Genomic DNA, 25,909 nt, shown 5'->3' with positions numbered 1-25,909 from the left:
CCCGAACATCAGAACCGAAACCCGAAGGCCCGGAACATCATCCGACATGTGAAGTACCAAATTAATTTTGGCACTGACATTCATCGACACACTGTTGAGTTCTCAAAGAACACGCGCACACCATCACCACGACCCTATGGCCGCCGCTCCGGGGCAACTTTTCCAGCCTATCCCATCGTGATCATCGGCGCAAACCGCTAAACATTCGGGGAAGAACTGGAGGTGAAGCACAACCATACACGATGGAAACTACTTCGAAATTTGGTCAGGCACTTCGTACAACCTCGTGTCACTCGCCGTGAAGGCGGGAGTCGGTGTCCGTGTCGCTCTGACTTGGAATAAGTTACGCGAACCTTCAATCAATTCACAAATCGCCTGGTCACTACACCGAATTCGCCGACTAAGGCCAGTTCAGACAGTTTTGTCATTCCACCAACGGCGACTAGGTCTGAGTGTGACGCCGAGCACCGAAGCTATTCGGAGCCCACCCGCTCGATCACTCCCCCGAGTCCACGGAGATTCTCGACGAATCGCGGGTACCCACGGTCGATGTGGAAGATGTCGTGAACTTCAGTTGTTCCGTCCGCAACCAACCCCGCAAGCACGAGCCCGGCGCCGGCCCGAATGTCGGAAGACCACACCGGTGCACTCGACAACACCGGAACTCCGCGGATCACCGCATGGTGACCATCAGTTCGGGCGTCGGCGCCGAGTCGGATCATTTCCTCGACAAATCGGAAACGCGATTCGAATACGTTCTCGGTGATCATCGAGGTGCCCTCGGCAACCGCAGCCAAACCGATTGCCATCGGCTGCAGGTCGGTCGGGAATCCGGGGTACGGCAATGTTGCGAAATTGACCGCTTTAGGCCGTTCACGCTGAATGACGCGGAAACCGTCAACCTCGGGAGTCACCTCCGCGCCGGCCGTCCGAAGCTTGTCGAGGACCAGTCCGAGATGCTTGTGGTTCACCCCGCGAACGCGGACGTCACCCCTGGTCATGGAGGCAGCGACACCCCATGTTGCGGCAACGATCCGGTCACCGATGACGCGGTGCGTAGTCGGTTCCAACTTGCGGACGCCTTGAATGGTGAGCGTCGAACTTCCGCCGCCAGATACCTTGGCGCCCATCTCGTTGAGCATGTTGCACAGATCCACGATCTCGGGCTCACGTGCAGCGTTGTCGATCACTGTCTCACCACGGGCGAGGACCGCTGCCATCAAGATGTTCTCGGTTGCACCCACAGACGGGAAGACCAGGCGGATGTTCGCTCCATGCAGGTCGTCTGCCTCGGCAACTACACATCCGTGTTCGATCTCGCTGCGCGCACCCAACAGGCGGAGCCCGGATTGGTGCATGTCGAGGGGCCTCGAACCGATGGCGTCACCGCCAGGCAAGGCAACAACAGCGCGTCGACAACGCGCGACCAGCGGACCGAGAACACACACTGACGCTCGGAACTGTTTCACCGCATCGAAGTCAGCGTGATACTTCGGCTCGGCCGGCGTCGTGATCCGCACTTCGGAATCTTCGAGTTCGACTTCGCAGCCCAGACCTCGCAGAACGTCCGCCATCAGCGGTACGTCGAGAATGTCCGGGCAGTTGGTCACGACAGTGGTGCCTTCGGCCAACAGCGCCGCGGCCATCAGCTTCAGCACACTGTTCTTGGCCCCTCCCACCAGTACTTCACCTTCGAGGCGGTTACCCCCGGTCACAAGAAAGTGCTCACTCACGGTTCACAGCCTAGAGCCACAACCTCGTCGGCACCGCGCCGGTACCGTAGCCCTATGTCTGTTCACCTGACGAAGATCTACACCCGGACCGGCGACGACGGGACCACGGGCCTCAGCGATTTTTCCCGCGTGTCCAAGAACGATCCGCGTCTGATCGCCTACGCGGATTGCGACGAGACCAATGCAGCGATCGGTGTGGCCGTTGCCCTCGGCACTCCCCCGGAGAATCTCCTCGCAATGCTGCGCCAGATCCAGAACGACCTTTTCGACGCAGGGGCCGACTTGTCCACCCCCGTGGTCGAGAACCCGAAGTACCCGCCGCTACGAGTGACTCAGTCCTACATCGATCGACTCGAAGGATGGTGCGATGAACTCAATGAGCAACTGGCACCGTTGAATTCGTTCATTCTGCCGGGCGGAACCGCCTTGGGAGCCCTGCTTCACGTAGCAAGAACCGTCTCGCGGCGTGCGGAGCGTGCGGCTTGGTCCGCCATCGATGCGAACCCGGAGGACACGAGCGTGCTCCCCGCGAAATACCTCAACAGATTGTCGGATCTGCTCTTCATCATGGGAAGAGTGGCAAATCCTGAAGGCGATGTGCTCTGGAAGCCCGGCGCCGGGGCTTGAGTGGGACCGGTCAGGCGGTGCGTCGCCTACGGGCGCGCCCGTCCGGCCGCGATTCCACCCAGGACAGGAACGCTGTCAATGCTCCACTGTCCAAAGCGATTTCGTAGGCCGACGAGCCGTCATTGACCTTGACCACGACGATGTCGTCGCTCATGATGTCGAATTCGGTACCCGAGGGAGAACGACGGCTCTCGACCTCGATACCTTGACGATCGATCCTGGAGTCCGGGCCCGGCCGCAGACTCGACAGTTTGAAAAAGACGAAAGTGCTTTCGCCGTAGCGAATGATTCCGTGACGCCACCCGCTGTCCCCCGGGGATGGCAGAACACGAAGCAGTGCAGCGGTACCGCCGCGACGCAGAACCAGCAGACGATACAGAAAAGCCGCGACGAGAACCGCGAGCAGCACAACCAGAATGATCAACACAGTCATTCCGAATGTCACTGTTCGTCGGCTCCCGTCGCGGCTTTACTCGAGTAACTTACGCGCGCTCGACGGCCCGGAGCTGACCCTTGGCGACCGCAATCGCTTCGAGGTCGCCCGAGTTCTCGGCCAAGACAGCCTTGGCTGCCTCGACGTCGATGTCCTGTGCCATGTCCGCGGACTCGGCAAGGATCGTCACCGTCGTCGCAGTGACGGAGAGAAATCCTCCGTGTACCGCAGCAACGATACGCTCGCCGTCGACCGAGGTGATCGACACGGTTCCGCCCTCGATCAGCTGGCCGAGGACCGGCTCATGCCCGGGCATGATTCCGATTTCACCCTCGGTGGTCTGAGCGCTGACCAGCGTCGCCGAACCAGACCACAAGCGCTGCTCGACGGCAACGAGTTCTACGGTCATCTCAGCCATCGTGGACTACTTCCCGGCCATCTTCTTGGCTGCAGCCTCGACGTCATCGAGTCCACCGCAGCTGTTGAATGCCTGCTCGGGCAGGTGATCGAACTCGCCCTTGCAGACGCGGTCGAAGGCTTCGATCGTGTCGCGGAGCGGCACGACGGAGCCGGGCTCACCGGTGAACTTCTCGGCAACGATGAAGTTCTGGCCGAGGAACTTCTGGATACGACGGGCGCGGCCGACGAGGACCTTGTCCTCTTCCTGAAGCTCGTCCATACCGAGGATGGCGATGATGTCCTGCAGTTCCTTGTACTTCTGCAGAATGCGCTTGACCTCGTTGGCAACGCGGAAGTGCTCGGCACCGACGATGCCGGGCTCCAGGATGCGGGAGGTCGAGCTCAGCGGATCCACAGCGGGGTAGATACCCATCTGCGAAATCGGGCGCGAAAGCTCGGTGGTGGCATCGAGGTGCGCGAACGTCGTAGCCGGCGCGGGGTCGGTGTAGTCGTCGGCGGGCACGTAAATAGCCTGCAGCGAGGTGATCGAGCGACCGCGAGTCGAGGTGATGCGCTCCTGGAGCTCACCCATCTCGTCCGCCAGCGTGGGCTGGTAGCCCACTGCCGAAGGCATACGGCCGAGGAGGGTGGAAACCTCGGAGCCTGCCTGCGTGAAGCGGAAGATGTTGTCGATGAACAGCAGAACGTCCTGGCCCTGAACGTCGCGGAAGTACTCCGCCATCGTCAGTGCGGACAGGGCGACGCGCATACGCGTTCCGGGCGGCTCGTCCATCTGGCCGAAGACAAGGGCGGTGTCCTGGAGGACGCCCATCTCTTCCATTTCCAGGTGGAGGTCGGTGCCCTCACGGGTACGCTCACCGACGCCTGCGAACACCGAGGTGCCCGAGAACTCGCGAGCGATACGCGTGATCATTTCCTGGATCAGAACGGTCTTGCCGACGCCGGCGCCACCGAACAGGCCGATCTTTCCACCCTTGACGTACGGGGTGAGAAGGTCGATGACCTTGATGCCGGTCTCGAGGATCTCGGTCTTACCTTCGAGCTGATCGAAGGCTGGTGGCTTGCGGTGGATGCCCCACTGCTCGCCGTCGCGGCCGAGGCCGGGGGTGTCGAGGCAATCGCCCAGGGCGTTGAACACGTGGCCCTTGACGACGTCACCGACGGGAACCGAGATCGGCTTGCCCGAGTCGGTCACTGCAGTGCCGCGGACGAGGCCGTCGGTGGGCTGCATGGAGACGGTGCGGACCAGGTTGTCACCGAGGTGCTGTGCAACCTCGAGCGTCAGCGTCTTGGCGACCGAGGGAAGCGTGATCTCGGCGTTCAGGGCGTTGAACAGTTCAGGAACAGCGCCACGCGGGAATTCAACGTCCACGACGGGACCGATGACCCGCACGACGCGGCCGGCTACGGCCGAAGCCGAACCTGCCCCGTTGTTTTCGGTTACTGCTGCGGTCATGTGCTAGTCACTTCCTGCGCTCGAGGCGAGCGCGTTGGCGCCGCCGACGATCTCGCTGATTTCCTGGGTGATCTGGGCCTGGCGAGCCTGGTTGGCCTGACGGCTCAACGTGTTCACCAGTTCGTTTGCGTTGTCCGTCGCGGCCTTCATGGCAGTACGACGGGCTGCCGACTCCGATGCCGCAGCATCGAGAAGCGACGAGAAGATACGAGTGCTGACGTACTTCGGGAGAAGAGCGCCGAGAAGCTTCTCGGGCTCGGGCTCGAAGCTGAAGTCCGCGACGGGGCCATTGTCATGGTCGTCGTCGTGGCCGTTGGTCAGCATGTCGTCACCGAGTTCGATGCGCTCTTCCGACACGAAGACCTCGAGAGGAGCCATACGGCGAACCTCGGGAGTCTGCGTCAGCATCGACACGAAGCGGGTGTAGACGATATGGAGTTCGTCGACGCCCTCGATCGTGCCTTCACCGTTCGGAGCGGCAACCTGGTTACCCGAACCAGCCATGAACAGCTCCACCAGGTGGCGGCTGGCCTTCGCTGCATCCGAGTAACCCGGATCCTGCGAGAAGCCCGTCCACGCAGCACCGATGTCGCGGCCGCGGAACGTGTAGTAGCCGAGCCCCTTGGAACCGAGCACGTACACGACCGGCTCCTTGCCCTCGCTGCGGAGGAGAGCCATGAGCTCTTCTGCCTGCTTGAGGACGTTGGAGTTGTAGCCACCACACATGCCGCGGTCACTGGTGACAACGAGGACCGCTGCCCGCTTGGGCTCCGGACGCTCGTTGAGCAACGGGTGATCGAGCGAAGCAGACGCACTCGCCAATTCGGTGAGTACCTTCGTGATCTCCTCGGCATACGGCTTGGACGCGGCGACGCGAATCTGAGCCTTGGTGATACGCGAAGTCGCGATCAGTTCCTGTGCCTTGGTGATCTTCTTGGTCGAGTTGACCGACTTGATACGAGACCGCAATTCGAGAATGCTCGCCATCGATCAATCACTCTCCCTTCGGAATTCGCAGTGTCATGGGCGCGTACGTCACTTGCTGACGGTCTTGCGCTTGACGTTGATCTGCTCGTTCGCGACCTCGTCGGCGCCCAAAGCGTCAGCCTCGGCTTCGTTCACGACCCGGCTTCCGTCGGATGCGATGAAGCCTTCCTTGAACTTGTTCGTCGCGGCGATCAGCTCAGCAGCGTTGTCGGCATCGAGTGCCTTACCGCCGTTGATGCTGGAGTAGACGCCAGCAGCCGAGTGCTTGAGGTCTTCGAGCAGTTCCTTCTCGAAGCGACGGACGTCGCCGATCGGAACGCTGTCGAAGATGCCTTCGCCGGCCAGGTAGATCGAGACGATCTGGTCCTCGACGGGGATCGGGCTGTACTGATCCTGCTTGAGCAGCTCGACCAGACGGGCGCCGCGCTCGAGCTGAGCCTTGGAGGCAGCGTCGAGGTCGGAAGCGAAGGCGGAGAACGCTTCGAGCTCACGGAACTGAGCCAGTTCCAGACGCAGCGAACCGGAAACCTTCTTCATGCCCTTGGTCTGTGCAGCGCCACCGACGCGGGAGACCGAGATACCGACGTTGATCGCGGGGCGAACGCCCTTGTTGAACAGGTCGGACTCGAGGAACACCTGACCGTCGGTGATGGAGATGACGTTGGTCGGGATGTAAGCCGAGACGTCGTTCGCCTTGGTCTCGATGATCGGCAGAGCCGTCAGCGAGCCACCGCCGAGTGCGTCGGACAGCTTCGCCGAACGCTCCAGCAGACGGGAGTGCAAGTAGAAGACGTCACCGGGGTAAGCCTCGCGTCCCGGCGGGCGACGCAGCAGCAGCGAGATGGCGCGGTACGCCTCTGCCTGCTTGGTCAGGTCGTCGAACACGACCAGAACGTGCTTGCCCTGGTACATCCAGTGCTGGCCGATGGCCGAGCCGGTGTACGGTGCGAGCCACTTGAAGCCTGCGGAATCAGAGGCCGGAGCAGCAACGATGGTGGTGTACTCCATCGCGCCCTTCTCCTCGAGGGCAGCCTTGACGCCCGCGATGGTGGAACCCTTCTGACCGATGGCAACGTAGATGCAGCGCACCTGCTTGTTGACATCGCCGGAATCCCAGTTGGCCTTCTGGTTCAGGATGGCGTCGATGCAGACCGCGGTCTTGCCGGTCTTGCGGTCGCCGATGATGAGCTGGCGCTGGCCGCGGCCGATCGGGGTCATGGCGTCGATAGCCTTGATACCGGTCTGGAGCGGCTCTTCGACCGGCTGGCGCTCGAGCACCGAAGCGGCCTGGAGCTCGAGTGCACGGTTCTCGGTGCTCTCGATCTCGCCGAGGCCGTCGATGGGCGCACCCAGCGGGTCGATGACACGGCCGAGGAAAGCATCGCCGACGGGAACCGACAGAACGTCGCCCGTGCGCTTTACTTCCTGGCCTTCTTGAATGTTCTGGTAATCGCCAAGGATGACGGCACCGATTTCGGTGGCATCCAGGTTGAGCGCGACGCCGACGATTCCACCGGGGAACTCCAACAGCTCGTTGGACATAGCCGAAGGCAGGCCAGAGACGTGCGCAATGCCGTCACTGGTGTCGGTCACTGTGCCGACCTCCTCACGGGAGGCCTCCGGGGAGTAGCTCGCGGTGTAGTTGTCGATCGCGCTACGGATCTCGTCGGAGGAGATCGTCAGCTCCGCCATGTTTTTCCTGCTCTCGGTGTCTGGTCTTCGAAAAGATCTGGAGTATGTGTTCGGCTGAAGGACTACTTGAGGTTCTTCCGCAGTGCTGCGAGTCGACCCGCTGCGCTGCCGTCGATAACCTCGTCGCCCACCCGGACGACCAAGCCGCTGAGGAGTTCTGGATCAACCTCGACGTGTACTGCTACCGGCTTCCCGTAGGTGCGGGTAAGAGTGCTGGCCAAGCGATCCGACTGCTCCGAGCTCAACGCCGAGGCGCTGCGAACGTGAGCAACGGTGGTATCGCGCTGCGCTGCGGCAAGATTCGACAGCTGATCGAAAGTGTCTGCGGGTGCAGACTTCAACCGGCCGACGGCCTGTCCGGCGAGTGCCTCGGTGACCGCAGTGACCTTGCCGTAGAGCAAGCGGGAGAGGAACTCACGCTTGCGGGCTGCGGGAACCGACAGATCCGAGAGCGTCTGCTCCAGGCTGGGATCCCCTGCCACGATGCGACCGAGACGGAAGAGCTCGTCCTCAACGGTGTCCAACTGGCTCTGATCGGCTGCGGCGCGGAGCAGAGCTTCGCGTCCGAGCAGTTCGAGCGAGTTGACCAAGTCGCGGGCCGCAGACCAGTCCTGGCCTGCAGCTGCCTTCACGGTGGCGAGCGCCTCGGCGCCGACCTTTCCGGAGAACAACTGCTCTGCCAAAGCCTGGCGACCAGCGGCCGGTGCCGAAGCGTCAGCCAGCGCGCTGCGAAGAGCGCGCTGGCCGTCGAGTACCTCGACCACCGAGAAGAGCTCGGACCCAGCCTGAGCAGAAGCAGCAGTTGCGGCTCCTGCAGAGACGGCGCCCAGGGCACTGCTCAGCGCAGAACGAGTCTGCGCCAAGGCTTCACGGCTCGCTGCGTACATGTTGCTCACTTCCTGGCTGAATCAGCGCTGACGGTGTCGAGCTCGTTGAGGAAACGATCAACCGTTCCGGCGCGCTTCACGTCGTCGGCGAGAGACTCCCCGATGACCTTCTCGGCCAGGTCTACAGCGGTCTTGCCGAGATCCGAGCGGAGCTCAGCGACGATCTGCTGACGCTGGGCGACGAGCTGGCTGTGGCCTGCGGCCACGATGCGGTCGCTCTCGTCCTGCGCCTGAACCTTCATGTCAGCGATGATCTGCTGACCCTGGGTACGCGCTTCCTCACGGATCTGCGCTGCCTCGGTACGAGCTTCGGCGAGCTGCGCGCGGTACTGCTCGAGCGCGGCCGCTGCCTCTGCCTGTGCGTCTTCGGCCTTCTTGATGCCGCCCTCGATCTGCTCGGTGCGTTCGGCCAAGACCTTCTGGAACTTCGGAAGAACGAGCTTCCAGAAGACAAAACCGACTACGACGAGCGCAACCGCGGACCACACGATGTCGTATGTCTCGGGCAAGAGAGGATTGTGTGTCTCCTCTGTTGCCGCGAGCACTGCGAAGGTGGCTCCCATGTCTGTCTTAGAAAATGAAACCGGCGACAAGGCCGATCAATGCGAGGGCCTCGGTGAATGCAATACCGAGGAACATGGTGGTACGAACCTGGCCGGCCATCTCGGGCTGGCGGACCATGCCTTCGATTGCCTTGCCCACAACGATGCCCACGCCGATGCCGGGGCCGATTGCTGCGAGGCCGTAGCCGATGGCTCCGTAGCCGCGCGACTTGGTCTCGACAACTTCCTGAGCGAGGTAAGCGATGCTCATGGTGTTCCATTCCCTTTCTGTTGACCTCCGCCGGATTCGGCAAGAGGCTCAGTTCTTGGTGTAGCTGGTGAGGAGGTAAAAGGTCAGTGCTCGTCGGCGTGGAGCGCCAGTTCGATGTACACCGCGGTCAGCAACGCGAACACGTAAGCCTGCAGGAAGATGACCAGCAGCTCGAAGAACGTGAATGCGATACCGGCGATGATCGACGGAACGCCGAAGATCGCCTGGAATCCGCCCGACACGAAGAAGAAGTAGTTCGTCGCGCTGAAGAACAGCACCAGCAGGATGTGGCCGGCCAACATGTTGGCCATGAGACGAACCATCAGCGTGAACGGGCGCAGGATGAAGGTCGAGATGAACTCGATGGGCACCAACAAGAAGTGCAGGGGCAGCGGGACGCCGGGAACGACGATGCTGCTCTTGACGTACTTGAAGAAGCCGTACTTCTTGATTCCGACGTAGTTGAACACGATGTAGGCGAGCGCCGCGAGTACCAGGGGCATACCGATTCGTGCGTTCGGCGAGATGTTCAGGAAAGGAATGATGCTGGCCAGGTTGCTGGCGACCACGATGAAGAAGATCGTCGTGATGACCGGCAGGAAGCGCTTGCCCTGTTCCTTGCCCAGGATCTCCTCGGCGATGTTGATACGAACGAAGTCGAGCGCAAGCTCAGCGGCGTTCTGCATCCCACGGGGAACCAATCGAGGGCTGCGCATCGCGATCACGAAGAAGGCTGCGACCAGCACCGACATCAGCAGACGAATCAGCATCAGACGGTCGAGCTCGAAGGGGCCCGCGTGAATCAACACGGAGGGCGGGAAAAAATCGTCTAGTGACGGCGCATGGAATTCATCCGCGGCCAGGGTGGTGACGCTCAGCGTTCTCTCCCGTAGTCGGTCCGCAGCCATCATTGACTGCGGTTCGATCGGACATTGACGATCTACAAGTCGACAAGTTCGACTCGCGCATTCGTCAGCAGCTGGAGAACCCTAGAGGGGCCTGGCGTCTGTCGGTGTCGGCGACTCTCGTCGACTCAGTGGTCAGAATTTCGACCACCTGCGAGCACATGGCATCGTCGGCTGAGTGTTACTCGGCCCACCATTGCTCTCGCTTGAACCGAACCTTATCAAGTCATCTACGACATTGTGTAGATGGGGTACCTGGAAGTCCGATTAGTTACCTCTTGTAGTACTACTCGTCGTCGTCGACGTTGCTGCTGGGAGCGGGATCGACGTACGGAGTTTTGGTTCCCAGGACGCCGTAAGTCTCCGCACCGAGCACCACGACCAGCGACATGATGATGACCAGGACGAGGGCGGTCTTGTTGTAGAAATCCATGTCCGAGAGGACAAAGAGAACCACCATCGCGAGAATCATCTTCAGCAGCCAGGTACCGAGCAGAACGGCACCGGCCGTGAGCGCAGGCAGCTTCGCTGTGAGCAGCACACCCAACGCCGTGAACAAGATGAACCCGCCGCCGACGGCTGCGCCGATCAGAGCGCCGTAGACGCCTTCCTTACCGGCGAAGAGCCCGCCCAGGAGCGCGCCGACCACGGCCAGCGCGATCAGCCCCATCACACCCCACTTCACGGCCGACTTCATGGCGGCGGTCGAATCAGGGATGGGTTGCGAGGCAGGTACAGGCTGCGGCGTGTTCGTCACGATGCCCAAGGGTAATGGATCGGAAAACTTGGCTAGCGACGCTGCTGCTTGCGATCGATCAGCGAAGGCACCGCAGTGAAGAACAACGCAAGAACCAAACCGGCCGCGACGAGTACAACAACCAGCTGACGATTGAGCAGCGAGGATCCGACGGCACCGAACGCCAGGACGCTGACCCACAGGTAGATGACCAGCACAACTCGTCGGTGCGTGTGTCCGATCTGCAAGAGGCGATGATGCAGGTGCATCTTGTCCGGACTGAACGGACTGACGCCCGCTTTCGTCCGGCGGATCACGGCCAGGAGCATGTCCAGCATCGGGATGAACATCACAGCCCCGACCAGCAACAACGGCGCGAGGAGGCCGACGAGGTCGCGGGTTCCGTAGGCAGTGAGCGGAATACGACCGGATGCACTGGTGGAGATCGCGGCCAGCATGAGACCGATCAACATCGACCCGGAATCGCCCATGAAAATGCGCGCTGGATTGAAGTTGTGTGGAAGAAAACCGAGACAAGCGCCTGCCAAAGCCGCCGCGATCATCGCCGGCGGGTAGACACTCGCGTCGCCGCCCTGATCGTGGAGAAGACCGATCGAGAAGATGAGGATGGCGAGCGCCGCAATCAGACCCAACCCGGCGGCCAATCCGTCGAGACCGTCGACAAAATTCATGGCGTTGATGGTCGCGACGGCAACAGCAACGGTGAACAGTCCGGATTGAATCTGATCGAGGATGATGGTGGACCCACCGTCACCGCCGAACGGGTTGTAGATGATGAACCAGCTGACGCCCATCACCACGAGAACGCCGGCAGCAGTCACCTGACCGACAAATTTGGTGAGGGCGTCGAGGCCCCACCTGTCGTCGATCACACCCACGAGGACGATGACGGCGCCAGCTACGAGCGCAGCGTGTACGTCAGGACTGCCGAAGCCGAAACCTCTTGTGAGCGCGGGTAATTGCTGCGCAAACAGCAGACCGACAGCCATGCCGACATACATTCCGACGCCACCGAGGCGCGGAATCGGCTCGACGTGAACGTCCCGATCACGAGGAATCGCGACAGCGCCGAACCTCAGCGCCAACAACCGGACTGCGCCAGTCGCCAGGTAGGTCACCACCGCCGCCGTACACAGCACGAGCAAAAGTTCACGGATGGGAACACCCGCTCCCCCGCCACCCTGTGCCAGATACGTGGTCGCCTCGTAGGAAGTGATCACTGCTCGAGATCACCCGTCTGGCGGGCATAGGCAGGCTTTGCCCGGACCAGTTCGCGAACGCCGTCGGCAACTGCTGCCAACTCGGCCTCTCCTGACGTGGTGGCGGGGTCCGCGACAACTGCGCGCGCGATCAACTCCCCCACCACGCTCATGTCGGAGCGGTTGAAACCCTGGGTCGTCACGGCCGCGGACCCGACGCGGATTCCGGACGTGACGGCGGGCGACTGCGGATCGAACGGAATCGCGTTCTTGTTGAGCGTGATCGAAGCCAGTCCGCACCTACGCTCGGCGTCGACGCCGGTGACACCGCTTGCGCGCAGGTCGAGAAGCGCCAGATGTGTGTCGGTTCCACCGGACACGGTGCGCAGACCGCGAGCTTCCAACGACAGCGCGAGCGCCGATGCGTTGGCAACCACTTCCTGTGCATACCAACGATATTCCGGCGTCGACGCCTCTTTGAACGCAACCGCTTTCCCGGCGATCGCATGCATCATCGGGCCGCCTTGAATGAAGGGGAACACCGCGCGATCTACGGCCGAGGCATGCTCGCTGCGGCACAGGATCATTCCGCCGCGCGGGCCTCTGAGGACTTTGTGCGTCGTCGCGGAGACGACGTCGGCGTACGGAACGCACGACGGTATCGCCCGGCCTGCCACCAGTCCGATGAAGTGGGCGGCGTCGACCCACAGGATCGCACCGACCTCGTCCGCGATCGAGCGGAAGGCTGCGAAGTCGATGGTGCGGGAGTACGCGGTCGCGCCGGCGACGATGATTTTCGGCTTGTGCGCCAGAGCCAGGGTGCGAACCTCGTCGTAGTCGATCAATTCGGTGGCCGAATCGACGTGATAGGGAACGGTGGTGAACCACTGCCCCGAAAAGCTGACGCGAGACCCGTGAGTCAGATGCCCACCGTGCGGCAGACTCATCGCCAATACGGTGTCGCCGGGCTTGGCGAATGCAGCGTACACCGCGAGATTCGCAGTGGCCCCCGAATGCGGTTGGACGTTGACGTGCTCGGCGCCGAACAGCGCCTTTGCCCGATCGATCGCCAGATTCTCGGCTACGTCGACGTACTCGCACCCGCCGTAATAACGCCGACCCGGATAGCCCTCGGCGTACTTGTTGCTCAGGGTCGAACCCAAGGCAGCCAGTACGGCAGGGCTGGTGAAGTTCTCGCTCGCGATGAGTTGAAGTCCGTCGCGCTGACGCTCGAGTTCCGCCAGCGCAACAGCCGCGATCTCGGGGTCTGCCGTGGCAAGCTCACCGAAATCCGGTCCCCAATACGTGGATTCCCCCGCGCGCTCGCCGCCGGCGCCGACCATCGTTACGAAACTCCCTCTACGAGACTTTCCGGACTGGTGCCCAATACCTCGGCGATGGATTCTGCCGAGACGGCACCCACTCGCAAGATACGCGGTGAATTGCCGGTCAGGTCGACGATCGTGGAAGCAACGGCGTGTTCGGCCTTGCCCCCGTCGAGATACACGCTGGCAGATCCGCCGAGCTGATCTCGGGCTTCCTCGACGGTAGTTGCCGGCGGACGCCCCGAAATGTTGGCGCTCGAGACGGCAAGCGGTCCGACATCGCGCAACAGTTCGAGGGCAACCGGATGCAAGGGCATGCGGAGCATGACGGTTCCGCGGGTATCACCGAGGTCCCAGGCAAGTGAAGGCGCCTGCTCGACGACCAGGCTCAGTCCGCCGGGCCAGAATGCGCGGATCAGATCCCGTGCCTGCGGGCGCACGCTGTAGACGAGCCCGTCGATGGTGTTCCACGATCCGACCAGAACCGGGACGGGCATGTCTCGCCCGCGTCCCTTGGCGCGCAACAGACTCGTGACAGCTTCGCTGTCGAACGCGTCGGCGGCGAGTCCGTAAAGGGTGTCGGTAGGGAGAACTACGAGTCGGCCGGCCTTGAGCGCGTTCTTCGCGGCGGCCAAGCCTGCGGTTCGGGAATCTGTCTGACTGCAGTCGTACACGGTGCTCACTCAGCCATCCTTTCACTCTGCGCTTCGGGCGTTCGATTCCGCTGTGCTTCGACGTCGGTGGCGACACGTCTGGCGACGACGAATCGCGGACGACCGGCAAGATCTGGATGCTGCGCGACCTCGCCGAATACCCGGCGCGCCGAGAACAGCGCAGCGACGCCGTCCCCGTTGGTGTCGTCGTGCTCGATGCCTGCCGCGCCGCCGATTCGAAGCCACCGCGCGATGTTGCTGATCATGGGTTTGATGACGGACAGACCGTCGACGCCACCGAACAACGCGGTGTGCGGGTCGTAATCCATGACCTCAGGCTGCAATTGCGCGCCTTCGGGGATGTACGGCGGATTGGAAACGACCAGATCGACGCCGCCCTCGAGCCCTGGCAACAGGTTCCGATCGGTGACATCGCCCTGATGCAGATGGATCGGTGTATCACCGGCGGCCTCGCGGTCGGCAGCATTACGACGCGCCCACGCCAGGGCGGCGGGCTCCTTCTCCACGGCGTGAACGACGGCGTCCGGACGGGCCTCGGCGATGGACAGCGCGAGTACACCCGATCCCGTACACAGGTCCAGAACTACCGGCGGCTTGCTTCCGCAACCTTCGAGGAACGAGAGTGCCCAACCCATGAGCAGTTCGGTTTCCGGCCGCGGAATGAAGACACCCGGCCCGACAGCGACGTCGATGTTGCCCATCGACGCGACTCCGATGATGTGCTGCAACGGAATCCGCTTCACCCGTTGCGCAACCAACTCGTCGAACGCCGCGATGACCTCGGGATCGACCAACGGAATCAGCCCGAGACGCGTGCGTTCGACCCCGAGCAGGTGGGATGCCAACAACTCGGCGTCGGTGCGTGGGCTGGGCACACCTGCGGCGTCGAGCTGTTTTGCAGCTTCGATCAGCGCCAAACGAAGTGGAAGTCGACTCACGGGTACAGCCTGCCACGCTCGACCGACACGCGGTTCACCGAGTTCCCGGCGGGATGGAGGTCAGTCATGGTCTGCATCTACTCGGCCGCGAGACGCGCCTCTCGGTCCGCCTTGCCCAATGCATCGAGAAGTGCGTCGAGCTCACCGTCGAGCACCGCATCGAGGTTGTGCGACTTGAATCCGATGCGGTGATCGGTGATGCGGTTCTCGGGGAAGTTGTAGGTGCGGATGCGCTCCGAACGGTCCACCGTCCGAACCTGACTCTGGCGACCTGCCGACGCTTCAGCGTCCGCGGCTTCCTCGGCGACTACCTGCAAACGGGCTGCAAGGACCTGCATGGCGCGCGCCTTGTTCTGGAGCTGCGAACGCTCGTTCTGGCAGGTGACGACGATGCCGGTCGGAAGGTGCGTGATTCGGACAGCAGAGTCGGTCGTGTTGACGCCCTGACCGCCCTTGCCGGACGAACGGTAGACGTCGATACGCAGGTCACTTTCGTCGATCTGGACCTGCTCGACCTCTTCGGGCTCCGGGTAGACCAGAACGCCGGCAGCCGAAGTGTGAACGCGTCCCTGGGATTCGGTGACGGGCACTCGCTGGACGCGGTGAACGCCGCCCTCGAACTTCAGTCGCGCCCACACTCCGTCCGGGGTGTCCGACTTGCTCTTGATCGACAGCGTGGCTTCCTTGTATCCGCCGAGATCGGAGACCGTCGCGTCGAGAATCTCGACGCGCCAGCCATGCCGTTCCGCGTAGCGGACGTACATGCGGGCCAGGTCCGAGGCGAAGAGGGCGGATTCTTCGCCGCCCTCACCGGACTTCACTTCGAGGACGATGTCGTCGCCGTCATGCGGATCACGCGGCGCCAACTGATCGGTAAGCGTCTGCTCGAGCTGCGCGACCTCGGCTTCGAGATCGGGGATCTCGGCGGCGAAGCTGGAATCGTCGGCGGCTAGTTCGCGCGCGGCTTCCAGATCGTCCTGCGCAGCGGTGAGCTTGTTGTACGTCGACATGATCGGCGAGAGCTCGGAGAACCGCTTACCGACGCGCCTGGCAGCGGCAGGGTCGTTGTGCAGCGCCGGATCGGACATCTGTGCTTCGAGACCGGCGTGCTCCGCCAAGATGTCGTCGATGGCCGAGGGCTGGGTTGCGCCTGCCATGGTTCGCTCCGCTCTGAGTTTCGATTCCTACGGTGCGCGCTTGAAGGTATTTCGACGCCGGGACCCGGGAAACGCGCAAACCGAGTGCAGGCACAAAAAAGCCGACGCCCGATCTGCGCATGGCAGATCGGGCGTCGGCGGAACAGCTAGGACTCGGTGGCCGGGACCTTGCTGTCTGCGCGCTTGCCGTAGCGAGCCTCGAAGCGAGCGACGCGTCCACCGGTGTCGAGAATCTTCTGCTTGCCCGTGTAGAACGGGTGGCACTGCGAGCAAACCTCGACGTTGATGCGTCCGGACTCCTTGGTGCTGTGGGTCTCGAACGTGTTACCGCAACCGCAGACGACGGTGGTCGCTACGTAGGTTGGGTGGATTCCTGCCTTCATGGTGTCCCTTTCAATGGTCGCCGGGTCGACGTCGCCAATCGACATCGTGAACCGGAACCGGACTCGGCCGTTCAGTATGCCAGATGCGGTACCTCACCGGATAATCCGCGTCTCGCACGCCTCGGGGTGGCTGTACGAAGTTGTCAACGCACTGTCGCTCGGTTTTGTTCCGCCCACGCAAAAGGCCCACAACCAGCTGGTTATGGGCCTTTTGACGTCGAATCGATCAGTCGTCGATCGCACCCGGTGCGGTCTTGGAGACCTGCATCAGGAACTCGAGGTTGTTCTTGCTCTTCTTCAGTCGATCGATCAGCAGATCGATGGCCTGATGCGAGTCCAGACCGGACAGGACGCGGCGGAGCTTGTGCAGCACCGCAGCTTCGTCCGGGCTCAGGAGCAACTCGTCCTTACGCGTGCTGGACGGGTTGACGTCCACGGCAGGGAACACGCGGCGTTCGGCGATCTTGCGATCGAGCTTGAGCTCGGCGTTGCCGGTGCCCTTGAACTCTTCGAAGATCACGGTGTCGCCGGTGGATCCGGTCTCGACCATTGCGGTAGCGATGATGGTGAGCGATCCACCGTTCTCGATGTTGCGGGCAGCACCGAGGAAACGCTTCGGCGGGTAGAGCGCCGTCGAGTCGACACCACCGGAGAGGATGCGTCCCGACGCCGGCGAGGAGTTGTTGTACGCACGACCCAGACGCGTGATGGAGTCGAGCAGTACGACGACGTCCTTACCCATCTCGACCAGGCGCTTCGCACGCTCGATTGCCAGCTCGGCAACTGCGGTGTGATCTCCCGGCGGGCGGTCGAAGGTGGAGGAAATGACCTCACCTTTCACGCTGCGCTGCATGTCGGTCACTTCCTCGGGACGCTCGTCCACGAGGATGACCATCAGGTAGCACTCAGGATTGTTGGTGGCGACGGCATTCGCGATCGCCTGCAACACGCTGGTCTTACCGGCCTTGGGCGGGCTCACGATGAGGGCGCGCTGGCCCTTACCGATGGGCATCACCAGGTCGATGACACGCGTCGTGAGAATGTGCTGCTCGGTCTCGAGGCGCAGACGCTGGTTCGGGTACAGCGGCGTGAGCTTGTTGAACTCGGGGCGCTTCTTCGCGGCCTCGACGTCGCCGCCGTTGACGGTGTCGATACGGACCAGCGGGTTGAACTTCTGACGCTGGCTGCCCTGCTCACCGTCACGCGAGACGCGGACGGCACCGGTGATGGCGTCGCCACGGCGAAGGCCGTTCTTGCGGATCAGGTTCATGGAGACGTAGACGTCGTTGGGACCGGCGAGGTACCCGGACGTACGCACGAAGGCGTAATTGTCGAGGACGTCGAGGATGCCGGCGACCGGCTGCAGGACGTCGTCCTCACGAATCTCGGTCTCGCGTGAATCGTTGGGTGCGCCACCCTCACCGCGATCGCGACCACGGCCACGGCGCTCGCGGAAACGGCGTCCGCGGCGTCCGCGTCCACCCTCTTCGTCGTCATCCGGTCCGTTGTTGCGGTTGTCCGTACGCGGACCGGCGTTGTTCTGGCCGGCGTTGTTCTGATTGCCGCGATCCTGACGGTCCTGGCGATCCTGGTTACCCCGGTTGCCCTGGTTCTCGCGCTGGCCCTGGTTGTCCCGCTGGCCCTGATTGTCCCGGTTTCGCTCGCGGCGGGGACGCTCGTTGCCCTGCTCGGCGGGAGCCTGATCAACGTCGGACTTGCCCTCGGTGCGCGCAGGACGCTCGGCCGGAGCCTCGGCCTTGGCGGTCTCGGCGACCTTCGAAGTATCGGCGGCCTTCGCGGTGTCCGTGTCGGACTTCGCCGAAGGAGCTTCCTGCTCGATGCTCAGTTCACCCTGGTCGGGTGAACCTGCACGACGAGCGGCGCCGCGACGCTGACGTCCGCGACGGGGTGCGCTCTGATCGGAATCCTCGGCGGATTCGGTACGCGCAGGCGCGGCCTCGGCAGGAGCCGACTCGGCTGCCGGAGCTGTTTCGGCTGCGGGGGTTTCGGTGCGTGCAGCGCGAGTGCTCTTGGCACGAGTGCGCGCAACGGGTGCGTCGTCGAGAGTGAGTTCACTCTGTGCGGGTGCAGCCTTTGCGCTGCCGCCCTGGCGCTCCTTGATGGCTGCGATCAGGTCACCCTTGCGCATGCCGGAAGTGCCTTTGATGCCCAGTTCACCCGCAAGAGTGCGGAGTTCGGTGAGCACCATGCCGGAGAGTCCGGCACCACGGCGCGTTTCGGCACGCTTCGTGGAGGTCGCCACCGCACCGTTCGATGCTGAAGATGACGCCTGAGAATTGTCGCCTGATTCCGACCCGGCGGGTGCAGAAGTGGCGATGAGGTCCGTATCGGTCACGGAGGTCCTTTCCTTCCCTCACTCGCACTGCGCAAAGTCGAGGGTTCGTCCCGCAGTTCGATTGAATACCGAACTCGGTGGTGCCGTACGTGGTTGCTGTCCAGAACTGCCGGCTTGTCCGCCGTCACATGATTGTCGGAAACTCTCGCCTCAAACTTTTCATGCGCTCGCAAACCTGCCCAACGCGCCTTCGTCGACGATTCACTCCCCCGTGTGTTGAACCCCAGAGTGATGGAACCTCTGAGTGTTCGATCCGCGGAGGATTCAAACCTTCGGAGAAGGTACAAGCGTGAGGATCATGCCTGCGAGAATCATGCCAAGGACTGTGGACCCCGATTGGGAAGGAGTTTTGCCCCCTGGTGATGCACCGGCGACTGACGCGCACGATGTACGGACATAGCCCAGGATAGCGCCCAAACCTGAGTCCGGCAAGAATTTGGACGACTGGGTGTGTCAGTTCACTACCGATCGGTAGTGGGCGATCACCAGGACCAAGGCAGGGATCAGACCGTCGTCGTGGATACTTCGACGCCGTCGGCGATGTCCAATTCGAGGACACGTAGTCCGTCTGCCCGCGCCGCTTCCGCGAGTTCGACGGGGAAAGGTTCTGTGCTGAGCGCCAACACGGTGGGGCCGGCTCCGGAAACGGTCGCAGCAATACCCGCCTCGCGCAGGATCCCGATCCATCGCGTCGTGAGCGGAAGCGCGGGTGCGCGCTGTGCCTGATGCAGGCGATCCTCGGTGGCCGCCATCAACAGATCGGGCCGAGCAGTGAGCGCAACGACGGCGAGCGCGCTGCGGCTCGCGTTGAACGAGGCATCCTGGTGCGGAACCAATTCGGGCAGGAGCCCGCGAGTGTGTGCGGTGGACGACCGCTCCTCGGGAACCAGTGCCACAGCACGGATGTCGGGATGGACGTCGAGTTTGGCCGCGGAGTAGATCGGCTCGTCGCCTTCGACGGCCGGTGGGCAACTCCACGAGACGACTGCGCCACCGAGAACACTGGCAGACGCGTTGTCCGGGTGACCTTCGAACTCGGACGAGAGTTGAACCAACTGCTCTTCCGTCAAGCCGATCTCGGCATCGAGAGCGCGCGCCAGACCGTTGGCTGCTGCCAATCCACCGACAGCCGCGGAAGCCGAGGATCCCAACCCGCGCGAATGTGGAATCGCGTTGCGGCACAACACGTCCAGGCCACTGGCCCACACTCCGGCCGCTTCGAGACCACGCTCGATGGCGCGGACCACGAGATGCGAAGGACCCCAGGGCACGTCGGCAGCGCCTTCACCTTCGACGCGGATCTGAAGGCCTGAATCCGTTGTGGTGACTACGATTTCGTCGTACAACCCCAACGCCAGACCGAGGGTGTCGAACCCCGGCCCCAAGTTCGCACTCGAGGCCGGGACGCGAGCAGTCACCGAAAGGCCGATAGGCAGGGTTATAGTCATGTCAGACACCGGATTCCGCGGAGTGGTCGATGAATCCACGGACACTATGCAAGCTCGAGGGCAGCCGCGACGGCAACGGGATCGACACCGATCGGCTCGACGTTCGGCATACCCTTCAAAGCCGTGTCAGGATCCTTGAGACCGTTACCGGTCACCGTGCACACGACGGTCAGGCCCGGCTCGAGCCAGCCCTCTGCACGTGCGGCGAGCAGGCCGGCGACACTGGCTGCCGACGCCGGTTCGACGAAGACGCCCTCGGTGGCGGCGATCAGACGGTAAGCCTCGAGGATCTTCTCGTCGGTGGCGGCACGGAATGCACCGTTCGACTCTTCCTTCGCGGCGACAGCGCCGTTCCAGGAAGCGGGAGAACCGATTCGGATTGCGGTGGCGATGGTTTCGGGATCCTTGACGGGAGCACCGTTGACCAGCGGAGCCGCACCGGCTGCCTGGACGCCGAGCATACGGGGCTTGACCGTGGTCAGACCGTCCGCGTAGTACTCGGAGTATCCGCGCCAGTACGCGGTGATGTTACCGGCGTTTCCGACCGGGAGTGCGTGCACGTCGGGAGCCTTGCCGAGGACGTCCATGATCTCGAATGCCGCGGTCTTCTGGCCTTCGATGCGCACCGGGTTGACCGAGTTGACGAGACCGATGGTGGGGAATTCGGCCGTGGTCTTGCGTGCCAGCTCGAGGCAGTCGTCGAAGTTGCCCTGGACCTGAATGATCTTGGCGCCGTGCATGACTGCCTGCGCAAGCTTGCCCATGGCGATCTTGCCCTGCGGGATGAGCACGGCGCAGGTCATGCCGGCCTTGGCTGCATACGCAGCGGCCGAGGCGGAGGTGTTGCCGGTGGACGCGCACAGAACTGCGCGCTGGCCACGGGCCAAGGCGTCGGTGACGGCCATCGTCATGCCGCGGTCCTTGAAGGAACCGGTGGGGTTGAGGCCCTCGACCTTGAGGTAGACGTCGCAGCCGGTGATCTCGGAGAGGTGGCCGGCCGGCAGGAGCGGGGTGCCGCCTTCGCGCAGGGTGACGGTCTTCCAGTTGTCACCGATCGCGAGACGGTCCCGGTATGCCTCGATGAGACCCGGCCATGCCTTGTGGACGGGGTTGACGATGCCGGTCATTGTTCAGTGCCTTCCAGTCGCAGCACGCTGGTCACAGCGGTGACGAATTCGAGTTCGTTGAGGGCCGCCACGGTCTCGGAGAGAGCCGCGTCGGTTGCTACATGAGTGACGACCACCAGACGCGCGCCGGCGCCGGCGCCCTCCTGGCGGACGACGGAGATGCTCACGCCGTGCTTGGCGAACTCGGCGGCGACTGCGGAAAGCACACCTTCCTTGTCCGCGACCTCCATGTTCACGTAGTAGCGCGTGAGGATGTCGCCCATCGGGGCGACCTTGAGCTTGGCGTACTTGGACTCGCGGGGGCCACGGCCGCCGTGAACCTTGTTGCGCGCAGCCATCACCAGGTCACCCATCACCGCGGAAGCGGTGGGGGCGCCGCCTGCGCCCTGGCCGTAGAACATGAGCCGGCCGGCGTTCTCTGCTTCCACGACAACGGCGTTGAACGCGCCGTTGACCGAGGCCAGCGGATGGCTGAGCGGAACCAGCGCCGGGTACACGCGAGCGGAAATCCGCTCCTTGCCCTTGGGCGTGACGATGCGCTCGCAGATCGAGAGCAACTTGATCGTGCAGTCGAGTGCCTTCGCCGAAGCCAGGTCGGCGGAGGTGATCGTGGAGATTCCTTCGCGGTACACGTCCGCGGCAGTGACGCGGGTGTGGAACGCGATCGACGCGAGGATCGCTGCCTTCGCCGCGGCGTCGTAGCCTTCGACGTCCGCGGTCGGGTCGGCTTCCGCGTATCCGAGGCGTCCGGCTTCGGCCAAGGTCTCTTCGTAGTCGGCGCCGGTCTCGTCCATCGCCGAAAGGATGAAATTGGTGGTGCCGTTCACGATTCCGGCGACCTTGTTGACACGGTCTCCGGCCAACGACTGTGTGAGCGGGCGGATCACGGGGATCGCGCCGGCAACAGCGGCCTCGAAGTACAGGTCGACAGAGTTGGCCTCTGCAGCCTCCGCCAATTCACCGGTGTGGTCCGCGAGCAGCGCCTTGTTGGCGGTTACGACCGACTTACCGGAGTTGAGGGAAGAGAGAATCAGCTTGCGAGGGAGCTCGATTCCGCCGATCACCTCGACCACGATGTCGACGTCGTCACGACCGACCAGGGACTCGGCGTCCGTCGTCTGCAGTTCCTCGGGAATTCCGCGGTCCGAGCCGATACGGCGGACGGCAACCCCCCGCAGTTCCAACGGGGCGCCGACGCGAGCTTCGAGTTCCTCGGCCTGCTCACGAATGATCCGGACGACCTCGCTCCCGACGTTGCCGAGGCCGAGAACGGCCACACCGATAGCGCGATGCGCCGATTCGCTCGTCACTGCGATACCTCCAAGCTGAGCAGATCTTCCACTGTTTCCCTCCGCAGAATCACGCGTGAGACTCCGTCACGCACCGCCACCACGGCTGGGCGGGTGAGCAGGTTGTACCTGCTCGACATCGAATAGCAGTATGCACCGGTCGCTGCTACCGCTAGTAAATCACCGGGCCCGACGTCCTCGGGCATCCAGGTGTCCCGAATGACCACGTCACCGGACTCGCAGTGCTTACCGACGATACGTGCAACGACGGGATCAGCCTCGGAAGTTCGCGAAACCAACTTGGCTTCGTACTCCGCACCGTAGAGGGACGTGCGGATGTTGTCGCTCATCCCGCCGTCGACGCTGATGTAGCGGCGTGTCAGCGAGCTACCCACCGTGACGTCCTTGATGGTGCCGACCTCGTAGAGCGTCACCGTGCCAGGTCCGGCGATGGCGCGGCCGGGTTCGACGGCAAGCGTCGGCTCCGGCAATCCGGCCAGTGCGGACTCGTTGCGCACGATGTGGCCGAGCTTTGCTGCCAGTTCGTCGACGGGCGGCGGGTCGTCGGAGGGGATATACGAGATCCCCATGCCGCCGCCGAGGTCGATGATCGAAATCTGCTTGGTCTTCTCGACTCCGAACTCGGTGACGACGTCGCGGAGCAAACCGATCACGCGGTGCGCTGCCACCTCGAAACCGTCGACGTCGAAGATCTGCGAACCGATGTGGCTGTGCAGGCCGACCAGTCGCAGGTTTTCGGCGGCGAAGACGCGACGGACCGCGTCGATCGCCGCTCCCCCGGCCAGCGAGAAACCGAACTTCTGGTCCTCGTGTGCGGTGGAGATGAATTCATGGGTATGCGCTTCGACGCCGACGGTCAGTCGGATCAACACGTCCTGAACGACACCGGCCTCACCGGCGACACGATCGAGTCGGTCGATCTCGATCGACGAGTCGAGCACGACGTGTCCGACGCCCGCGGCGACACCAGCGGCCAGTTCGGCGACTGACTTGTTGTTGCCGTGCATGGCAATTCGCTCGGTCGGGAAGTCCGCGTGCAACGCGATCGCCAGTTCGCCGCCGGAGCAGACGTCGAGCGAGAGGCCTTCGTCGGCGACCCAGCGTGCGATCTCGCCACAGAGGAATGCCTTGGATGCGTAGTGCACCTTGGCATCCGGGCCGAAGGCGCGGGCCATGTCACGGCAGCGCGAGCGGAAGTCGTCCTCGTCGATGACGAACAACGGAGTGCCGTACTTCTCGGCAAGTTCACCGACCTTGACACCCGCGAGGGTCACTTCACCGTCGTCGCCACGAGAAGCGTTGCGCGGCCACACCTGCGGTGAGAGTTCGCCGAAGGCTTCGGGGCTGGTCGGACGGTCGGGCAAGCCGGGGGCCTGCAACTGCTCGGCGTGCTTGGGGCCGGCGGGGTGCGCGTTCACATTTGCTCCGGTGCGGTGACGCCGAGCAGTTCGAGACCGTTGGCCAGGACCTGTCGGGTGGCGGCGCAGAGAGCCAGACGCGCGCGGTGCACGTCGGTGGCGTCTTCGTCGCCTTGCGGAAGGATGCGGCACGCGCCGTAGAAGCGGTGGTACGCACCCGCGAGTTCTTCGAGGTAGCGGGCAATACGGTGCGGCTCACGCAGATTCGCAGCGCTCGACACGACGCGTGGGTACTCGCCGATCGTGCGGATGAGGTCACCCTCCTGCTCGACGGTGAGCAGGGCGAGGTTGCTCGCGTCGGCGGACAGACCGAGGTCTGCGGCGTTGCGAGCGATCGCCGAGAGGCGTGCGTGCGCGTACTGCACGTAGTAGACGGGGTTCTCGCTGCTGGTCTTGGTCCACAGGTCGAGGTCGATGTCGATGCTCGAGTCGACCGACGAGCGGATCATGACGTAACGCGAGGCGTCGACGCCGATTGCCTCGACCAGGTCGTCGAGGGTGATGACGGTGCCTGCACGCTTGCTCATCTTGACGGCAGTGCCGTCCTTGACGAGGTTGACCATCTGGCCGATCAGCACCTCGACGGTGTCCGGATCGTCGCCGAATGCGGCAGCGGCAGCCTTGAGACGGCCGATGTAACCGTGATGGTCGGCGCCGAGCATGTAGATACAGAGGTCGAACCCACGGGCGCGCTTGTTCTGGAAGTAGGCGATGTCACCGGCGATGTAGGCGGCGTTGCCATCGCTCTTGATGACGACGCGGTCCTTGTCGTCGCCGTAGTCGGTGCTCTTGAGCCACCACGCACCGTCTTCGTGGAAGAGGTTGCCCGAACCCTTGAGGGATTCGACGGCCTTCTCGACCGCACCGGATTCGAAGAGCGAGTTCTCGTGGAAGTAGACGTCGAAGTCGACGCCGAAGTCGTGCAGGGTCTGCTTGATGTGCGTGAACATCAATTCGACGCCGATGGCGCGGAAGGTTTCCTGCTGCTCGTCGGCAGGCAGATCCATGACGTCGGGACGCTGCTTCAGAACCGAGGCGGCGATGTCGGCGATGTACGCGCCGGCGTAACCGTCTTCGGGAGCAGGTTCACCCTTCGCTGCAGCGATCAGCGAACGCGAGAAGCGGTCGATCTGGGCACCGTGATCGTTGAAGTAGTACTCACGTGTTACCAAACCACCCTGCGCGGACAGAATGCGTCCGAGCGCGTCTCCGACTGCGGCCCAACGGGTTCCACCGAGGTGAATCGGTCCGGTGGGGTTGGCGGAGACGAATTCGAGGTTGATCTTCTTGCCGGCGAGGGAGTCACCCGAGCCGTACGACGCACCGGCTTCGAGAACCGACACGACGATCGCGCCCTGGGCGTCCTTGTCCAACCGAATGTTGAGGAAGCCGGGCCCGGCGATCTCGGCGGATTCGATTCCGTCGGCAGCGGTGAGGGCTTCGGCGATCCAGCCCGCCAGCTCGCGGGGATTCGTGCCGACCTTCTTGGCTACCTGCATGGCAATGTTGGTGGCGTAATCGCCGTGCTCGGGGTTGCGTGGTCGCTCGACGGTGAGGGTTTCGGGTAGCACGGATACGTCGAGGCCACGATCGGCAAGGACGCTCGCTGCGGTTCCGCGGAGCAGTTCGGCAAGGTCAGCTGGAGTCACAGGTATTCATCCTATTGCCTGCACACCGGAAGTGGAGACTCGCCTCACGCCTCGCTCTCCGTGAACGTGCGCGGGGCCGCTGTGGCGTGTCGCACGCCACTCTCAAAGTTTGCCCTCAGACTCGGAAAGTACAGTGGTAATGCCCGAGCTACCACCGCGTACCTTCATGCGCGGGCGCGCCACACCTCAAGCCCACACACCGAAAGAGCCCAATC

At 63.2% G+C, this 25,909-nt stretch carries 25 protein-coding genes; 2 read left to right on the top strand and 23 right to left on the bottom strand.

The window, feature by feature from the left end; genetic code table 11:
- On the top strand, nucleotides 1-201 hold a 201-nt coding region (locus ATN38_RS21730; RefSeq protein ID WP_218748629.1), incomplete at its 5' end, for a hypothetical protein.
- A gap of 272 nt (nucleotides 202-473) precedes the next feature.
- Here ATN38_RS21730 and murA read toward each other — a convergent pair.
- The gene (murA, locus tag ATN38_RS21725) at nucleotides 474-1,733 is read right to left on the bottom strand and encodes a UDP-N-acetylglucosamine 1-carboxyvinyltransferase (RefSeq protein ID WP_003941314.1); all 1,260 of its coding nucleotides are present in this window, start codon (nucleotides 1,731-1,733) and stop codon (nucleotides 474-476) included.
- 54 nt (nucleotides 1,734-1,787) lie between these two features.
- Between murA and ATN38_RS21720 the strand changes: the two genes are divergently transcribed.
- Nucleotides 1,788-2,360 carry a cob(I)yrinic acid a,c-diamide adenosyltransferase gene (locus tag ATN38_RS21720; RefSeq protein WP_003941362.1) on the top strand — a complete coding sequence of 191 codons (573 nt, stop codon included), beginning with the start codon at nucleotides 1,788-1,790 and terminating at the stop codon, nucleotides 2,358-2,360.
- A gap of 10 nt (nucleotides 2,361-2,370) precedes the next feature.
- On the opposite strand, the gene ATN38_RS21715 is transcribed toward ATN38_RS21720, so the two are convergent.
- From ATN38_RS21715 to argS, 22 genes are all read right to left on the bottom strand, one after another.
- A complete protein-coding gene (locus tag ATN38_RS21715; protein WP_029255703.1) occupies nucleotides 2,371-2,793 on the bottom strand; it encodes a DUF2550 domain-containing protein in 423 nt (140 codons plus the stop codon).
- A 49-nt stretch (nucleotides 2,794-2,842) separates the two neighbouring features.
- Nucleotides 2,843-3,211, bottom strand: coding sequence for a F0F1 ATP synthase subunit epsilon (locus ATN38_RS21710; RefSeq protein WP_003941287.1), 369 nt, complete (start codon nucleotides 3,209-3,211; stop codon nucleotides 2,843-2,845).
- 6 nt (nucleotides 3,212-3,217) lie between these two features.
- Nucleotides 3,218-4,669 (bottom strand): F0F1 ATP synthase subunit beta, encoded by a 1,452-nt coding sequence (gene atpD / locus ATN38_RS21705; protein ID WP_003941349.1) that lies wholly within the window; start codon nucleotides 4,667-4,669, stop codon nucleotides 3,218-3,220.
- A 3-nt stretch (nucleotides 4,670-4,672) separates the two neighbouring features.
- Entirely contained in the window at nucleotides 4,673-5,656 is a 984-nt protein-coding gene (locus tag ATN38_RS21700; RefSeq protein ID WP_003941320.1) for a F0F1 ATP synthase subunit gamma, read from the bottom strand.
- Nucleotides 5,657-5,704: 48 nt separating this feature from the next.
- Nucleotides 5,705-7,348 (bottom strand): F0F1 ATP synthase subunit alpha, encoded by a 1,644-nt coding sequence (gene atpA / locus ATN38_RS21695; protein WP_007726218.1) that lies wholly within the window; start codon nucleotides 7,346-7,348, stop codon nucleotides 5,705-5,707.
- Nucleotides 7,349-7,410: 62 nt separating this feature from the next.
- A complete protein-coding gene (locus ATN38_RS21690; protein WP_003941304.1) occupies nucleotides 7,411-8,235 on the bottom strand; it encodes a F0F1 ATP synthase subunit delta in 825 nt (274 codons plus the stop codon).
- A gap of 5 nt (nucleotides 8,236-8,240) precedes the next feature.
- Nucleotides 8,241-8,798: a F0F1 ATP synthase subunit B gene (locus tag ATN38_RS21685; RefSeq protein ID WP_019749173.1), complete on the bottom strand. Its 558-nt coding sequence runs from the start codon at nucleotides 8,796-8,798 to the stop codon at nucleotides 8,241-8,243.
- Nucleotides 8,799-8,805: 7 nt separating this feature from the next.
- On the bottom strand, nucleotides 8,806-9,048 hold the full coding sequence (locus ATN38_RS21680) for an ATP synthase F0 subunit C (RefSeq protein ID WP_003941327.1): 243 nt from the start codon (nucleotides 9,046-9,048) through the stop codon (nucleotides 8,806-8,808).
- An 83-nt stretch (nucleotides 9,049-9,131) separates the two neighbouring features.
- Complete coding sequence (atpB, locus tag ATN38_RS21675) at nucleotides 9,132-9,959, bottom strand: F0F1 ATP synthase subunit A (protein WP_030537337.1); 828 nt, start codon at nucleotides 9,957-9,959, stop codon at nucleotides 9,132-9,134.
- 280 nt (nucleotides 9,960-10,239) lie between these two features.
- Nucleotides 10,240-10,710 (bottom strand): glycine zipper family protein, encoded by a 471-nt coding sequence (locus tag ATN38_RS21670; RefSeq protein ID WP_030537336.1) that lies wholly within the window; start codon nucleotides 10,708-10,710, stop codon nucleotides 10,240-10,242.
- A 32-nt stretch (nucleotides 10,711-10,742) separates the two neighbouring features.
- Entirely contained in the window at nucleotides 10,743-11,930 is a 1,188-nt protein-coding gene (locus ATN38_RS21665) for a glycosyltransferase family 4 protein (protein WP_003941359.1), read from the bottom strand.
- Nucleotides 11,927-13,252 carry a serine hydroxymethyltransferase gene (gene glyA / locus ATN38_RS21660; protein WP_042923189.1) on the bottom strand — a complete coding sequence of 442 codons (1,326 nt, stop codon included), beginning with the start codon at nucleotides 13,250-13,252 and terminating at the stop codon, nucleotides 11,927-11,929. Before glyA ends, ATN38_RS21665 begins: the two co-directional genes overlap by 4 nt.
- A 2-nt stretch (nucleotides 13,253-13,254) precedes the next feature.
- Nucleotides 13,255-13,917, bottom strand: coding sequence for an L-threonylcarbamoyladenylate synthase (locus ATN38_RS21655; protein ID WP_003941345.1), 663 nt, complete (start codon nucleotides 13,915-13,917; stop codon nucleotides 13,255-13,257).
- Nucleotides 13,914-14,846 (bottom strand): peptide chain release factor N(5)-glutamine methyltransferase, encoded by a 933-nt coding sequence (prmC, locus tag ATN38_RS21650; protein WP_054186744.1) that lies wholly within the window; start codon nucleotides 14,844-14,846, stop codon nucleotides 13,914-13,916. The genes ATN38_RS21655 and prmC overlap by 4 nt, the downstream gene beginning before the upstream one ends.
- A gap of 77 nt (nucleotides 14,847-14,923) precedes the next feature.
- A complete protein-coding gene (prfA, locus tag ATN38_RS21645; RefSeq protein ID WP_003941341.1) occupies nucleotides 14,924-16,003 on the bottom strand; it encodes a peptide chain release factor 1 in 1,080 nt (359 codons plus the stop codon).
- Between the two features lie 146 nt (nucleotides 16,004-16,149).
- Complete coding sequence (gene rpmE, locus ATN38_RS21640; protein WP_003941310.1) at nucleotides 16,150-16,386, bottom strand: 50S ribosomal protein L31; 237 nt, start codon at nucleotides 16,384-16,386, stop codon at nucleotides 16,150-16,152.
- Between the two features lie 226 nt (nucleotides 16,387-16,612).
- Nucleotides 16,613-18,742, bottom strand: coding sequence for a transcription termination factor Rho (gene rho, locus ATN38_RS21635; protein WP_218748627.1), 2,130 nt, complete (start codon nucleotides 18,740-18,742; stop codon nucleotides 16,613-16,615).
- Between the two features lie 503 nt (nucleotides 18,743-19,245).
- On the bottom strand, nucleotides 19,246-20,190 hold the full coding sequence (thrB, locus tag ATN38_RS21630; RefSeq protein ID WP_007726194.1) for a homoserine kinase: 945 nt from the start codon (nucleotides 20,188-20,190) through the stop codon (nucleotides 19,246-19,248).
- 44 nt (nucleotides 20,191-20,234) lie between these two features.
- Entirely contained in the window at nucleotides 20,235-21,317 is a 1,083-nt protein-coding gene (thrC, locus tag ATN38_RS21625; RefSeq protein WP_003941280.1) for a threonine synthase, read from the bottom strand.
- Nucleotides 21,314-22,627 (bottom strand): homoserine dehydrogenase, encoded by a 1,314-nt coding sequence (locus ATN38_RS21620; RefSeq protein WP_007726192.1) that lies wholly within the window; start codon nucleotides 22,625-22,627, stop codon nucleotides 21,314-21,316. Before ATN38_RS21620 ends, thrC begins: the two co-directional genes overlap by 4 nt.
- A complete protein-coding gene (gene lysA, locus ATN38_RS21615) occupies nucleotides 22,624-24,045 on the bottom strand; it encodes a diaminopimelate decarboxylase (RefSeq protein ID WP_218748623.1) in 1,422 nt (473 codons plus the stop codon). Before lysA ends, ATN38_RS21620 begins: the two co-directional genes overlap by 4 nt.
- Nucleotides 24,042-25,694, bottom strand: a complete 1,653-nt coding sequence (gene argS / locus ATN38_RS21610) for an arginine--tRNA ligase (protein WP_003941360.1) — start codon at nucleotides 25,692-25,694, stop codon at nucleotides 24,042-24,044. Before argS ends, lysA begins: the two co-directional genes overlap by 4 nt.
- Nucleotides 25,695-25,909 lie beyond the last annotated feature (215 nt).

The organism is Rhodococcus sp. FH8, from assembly GCF_019266085.1.
GTDB lineage: Bacteria > Actinomycetota > Actinomycetes > Mycobacteriales > Mycobacteriaceae > Rhodococcus_F > Rhodococcus_F qingshengii.
This window is presented reverse-complemented; position numbering and strand designations above follow the sequence as displayed.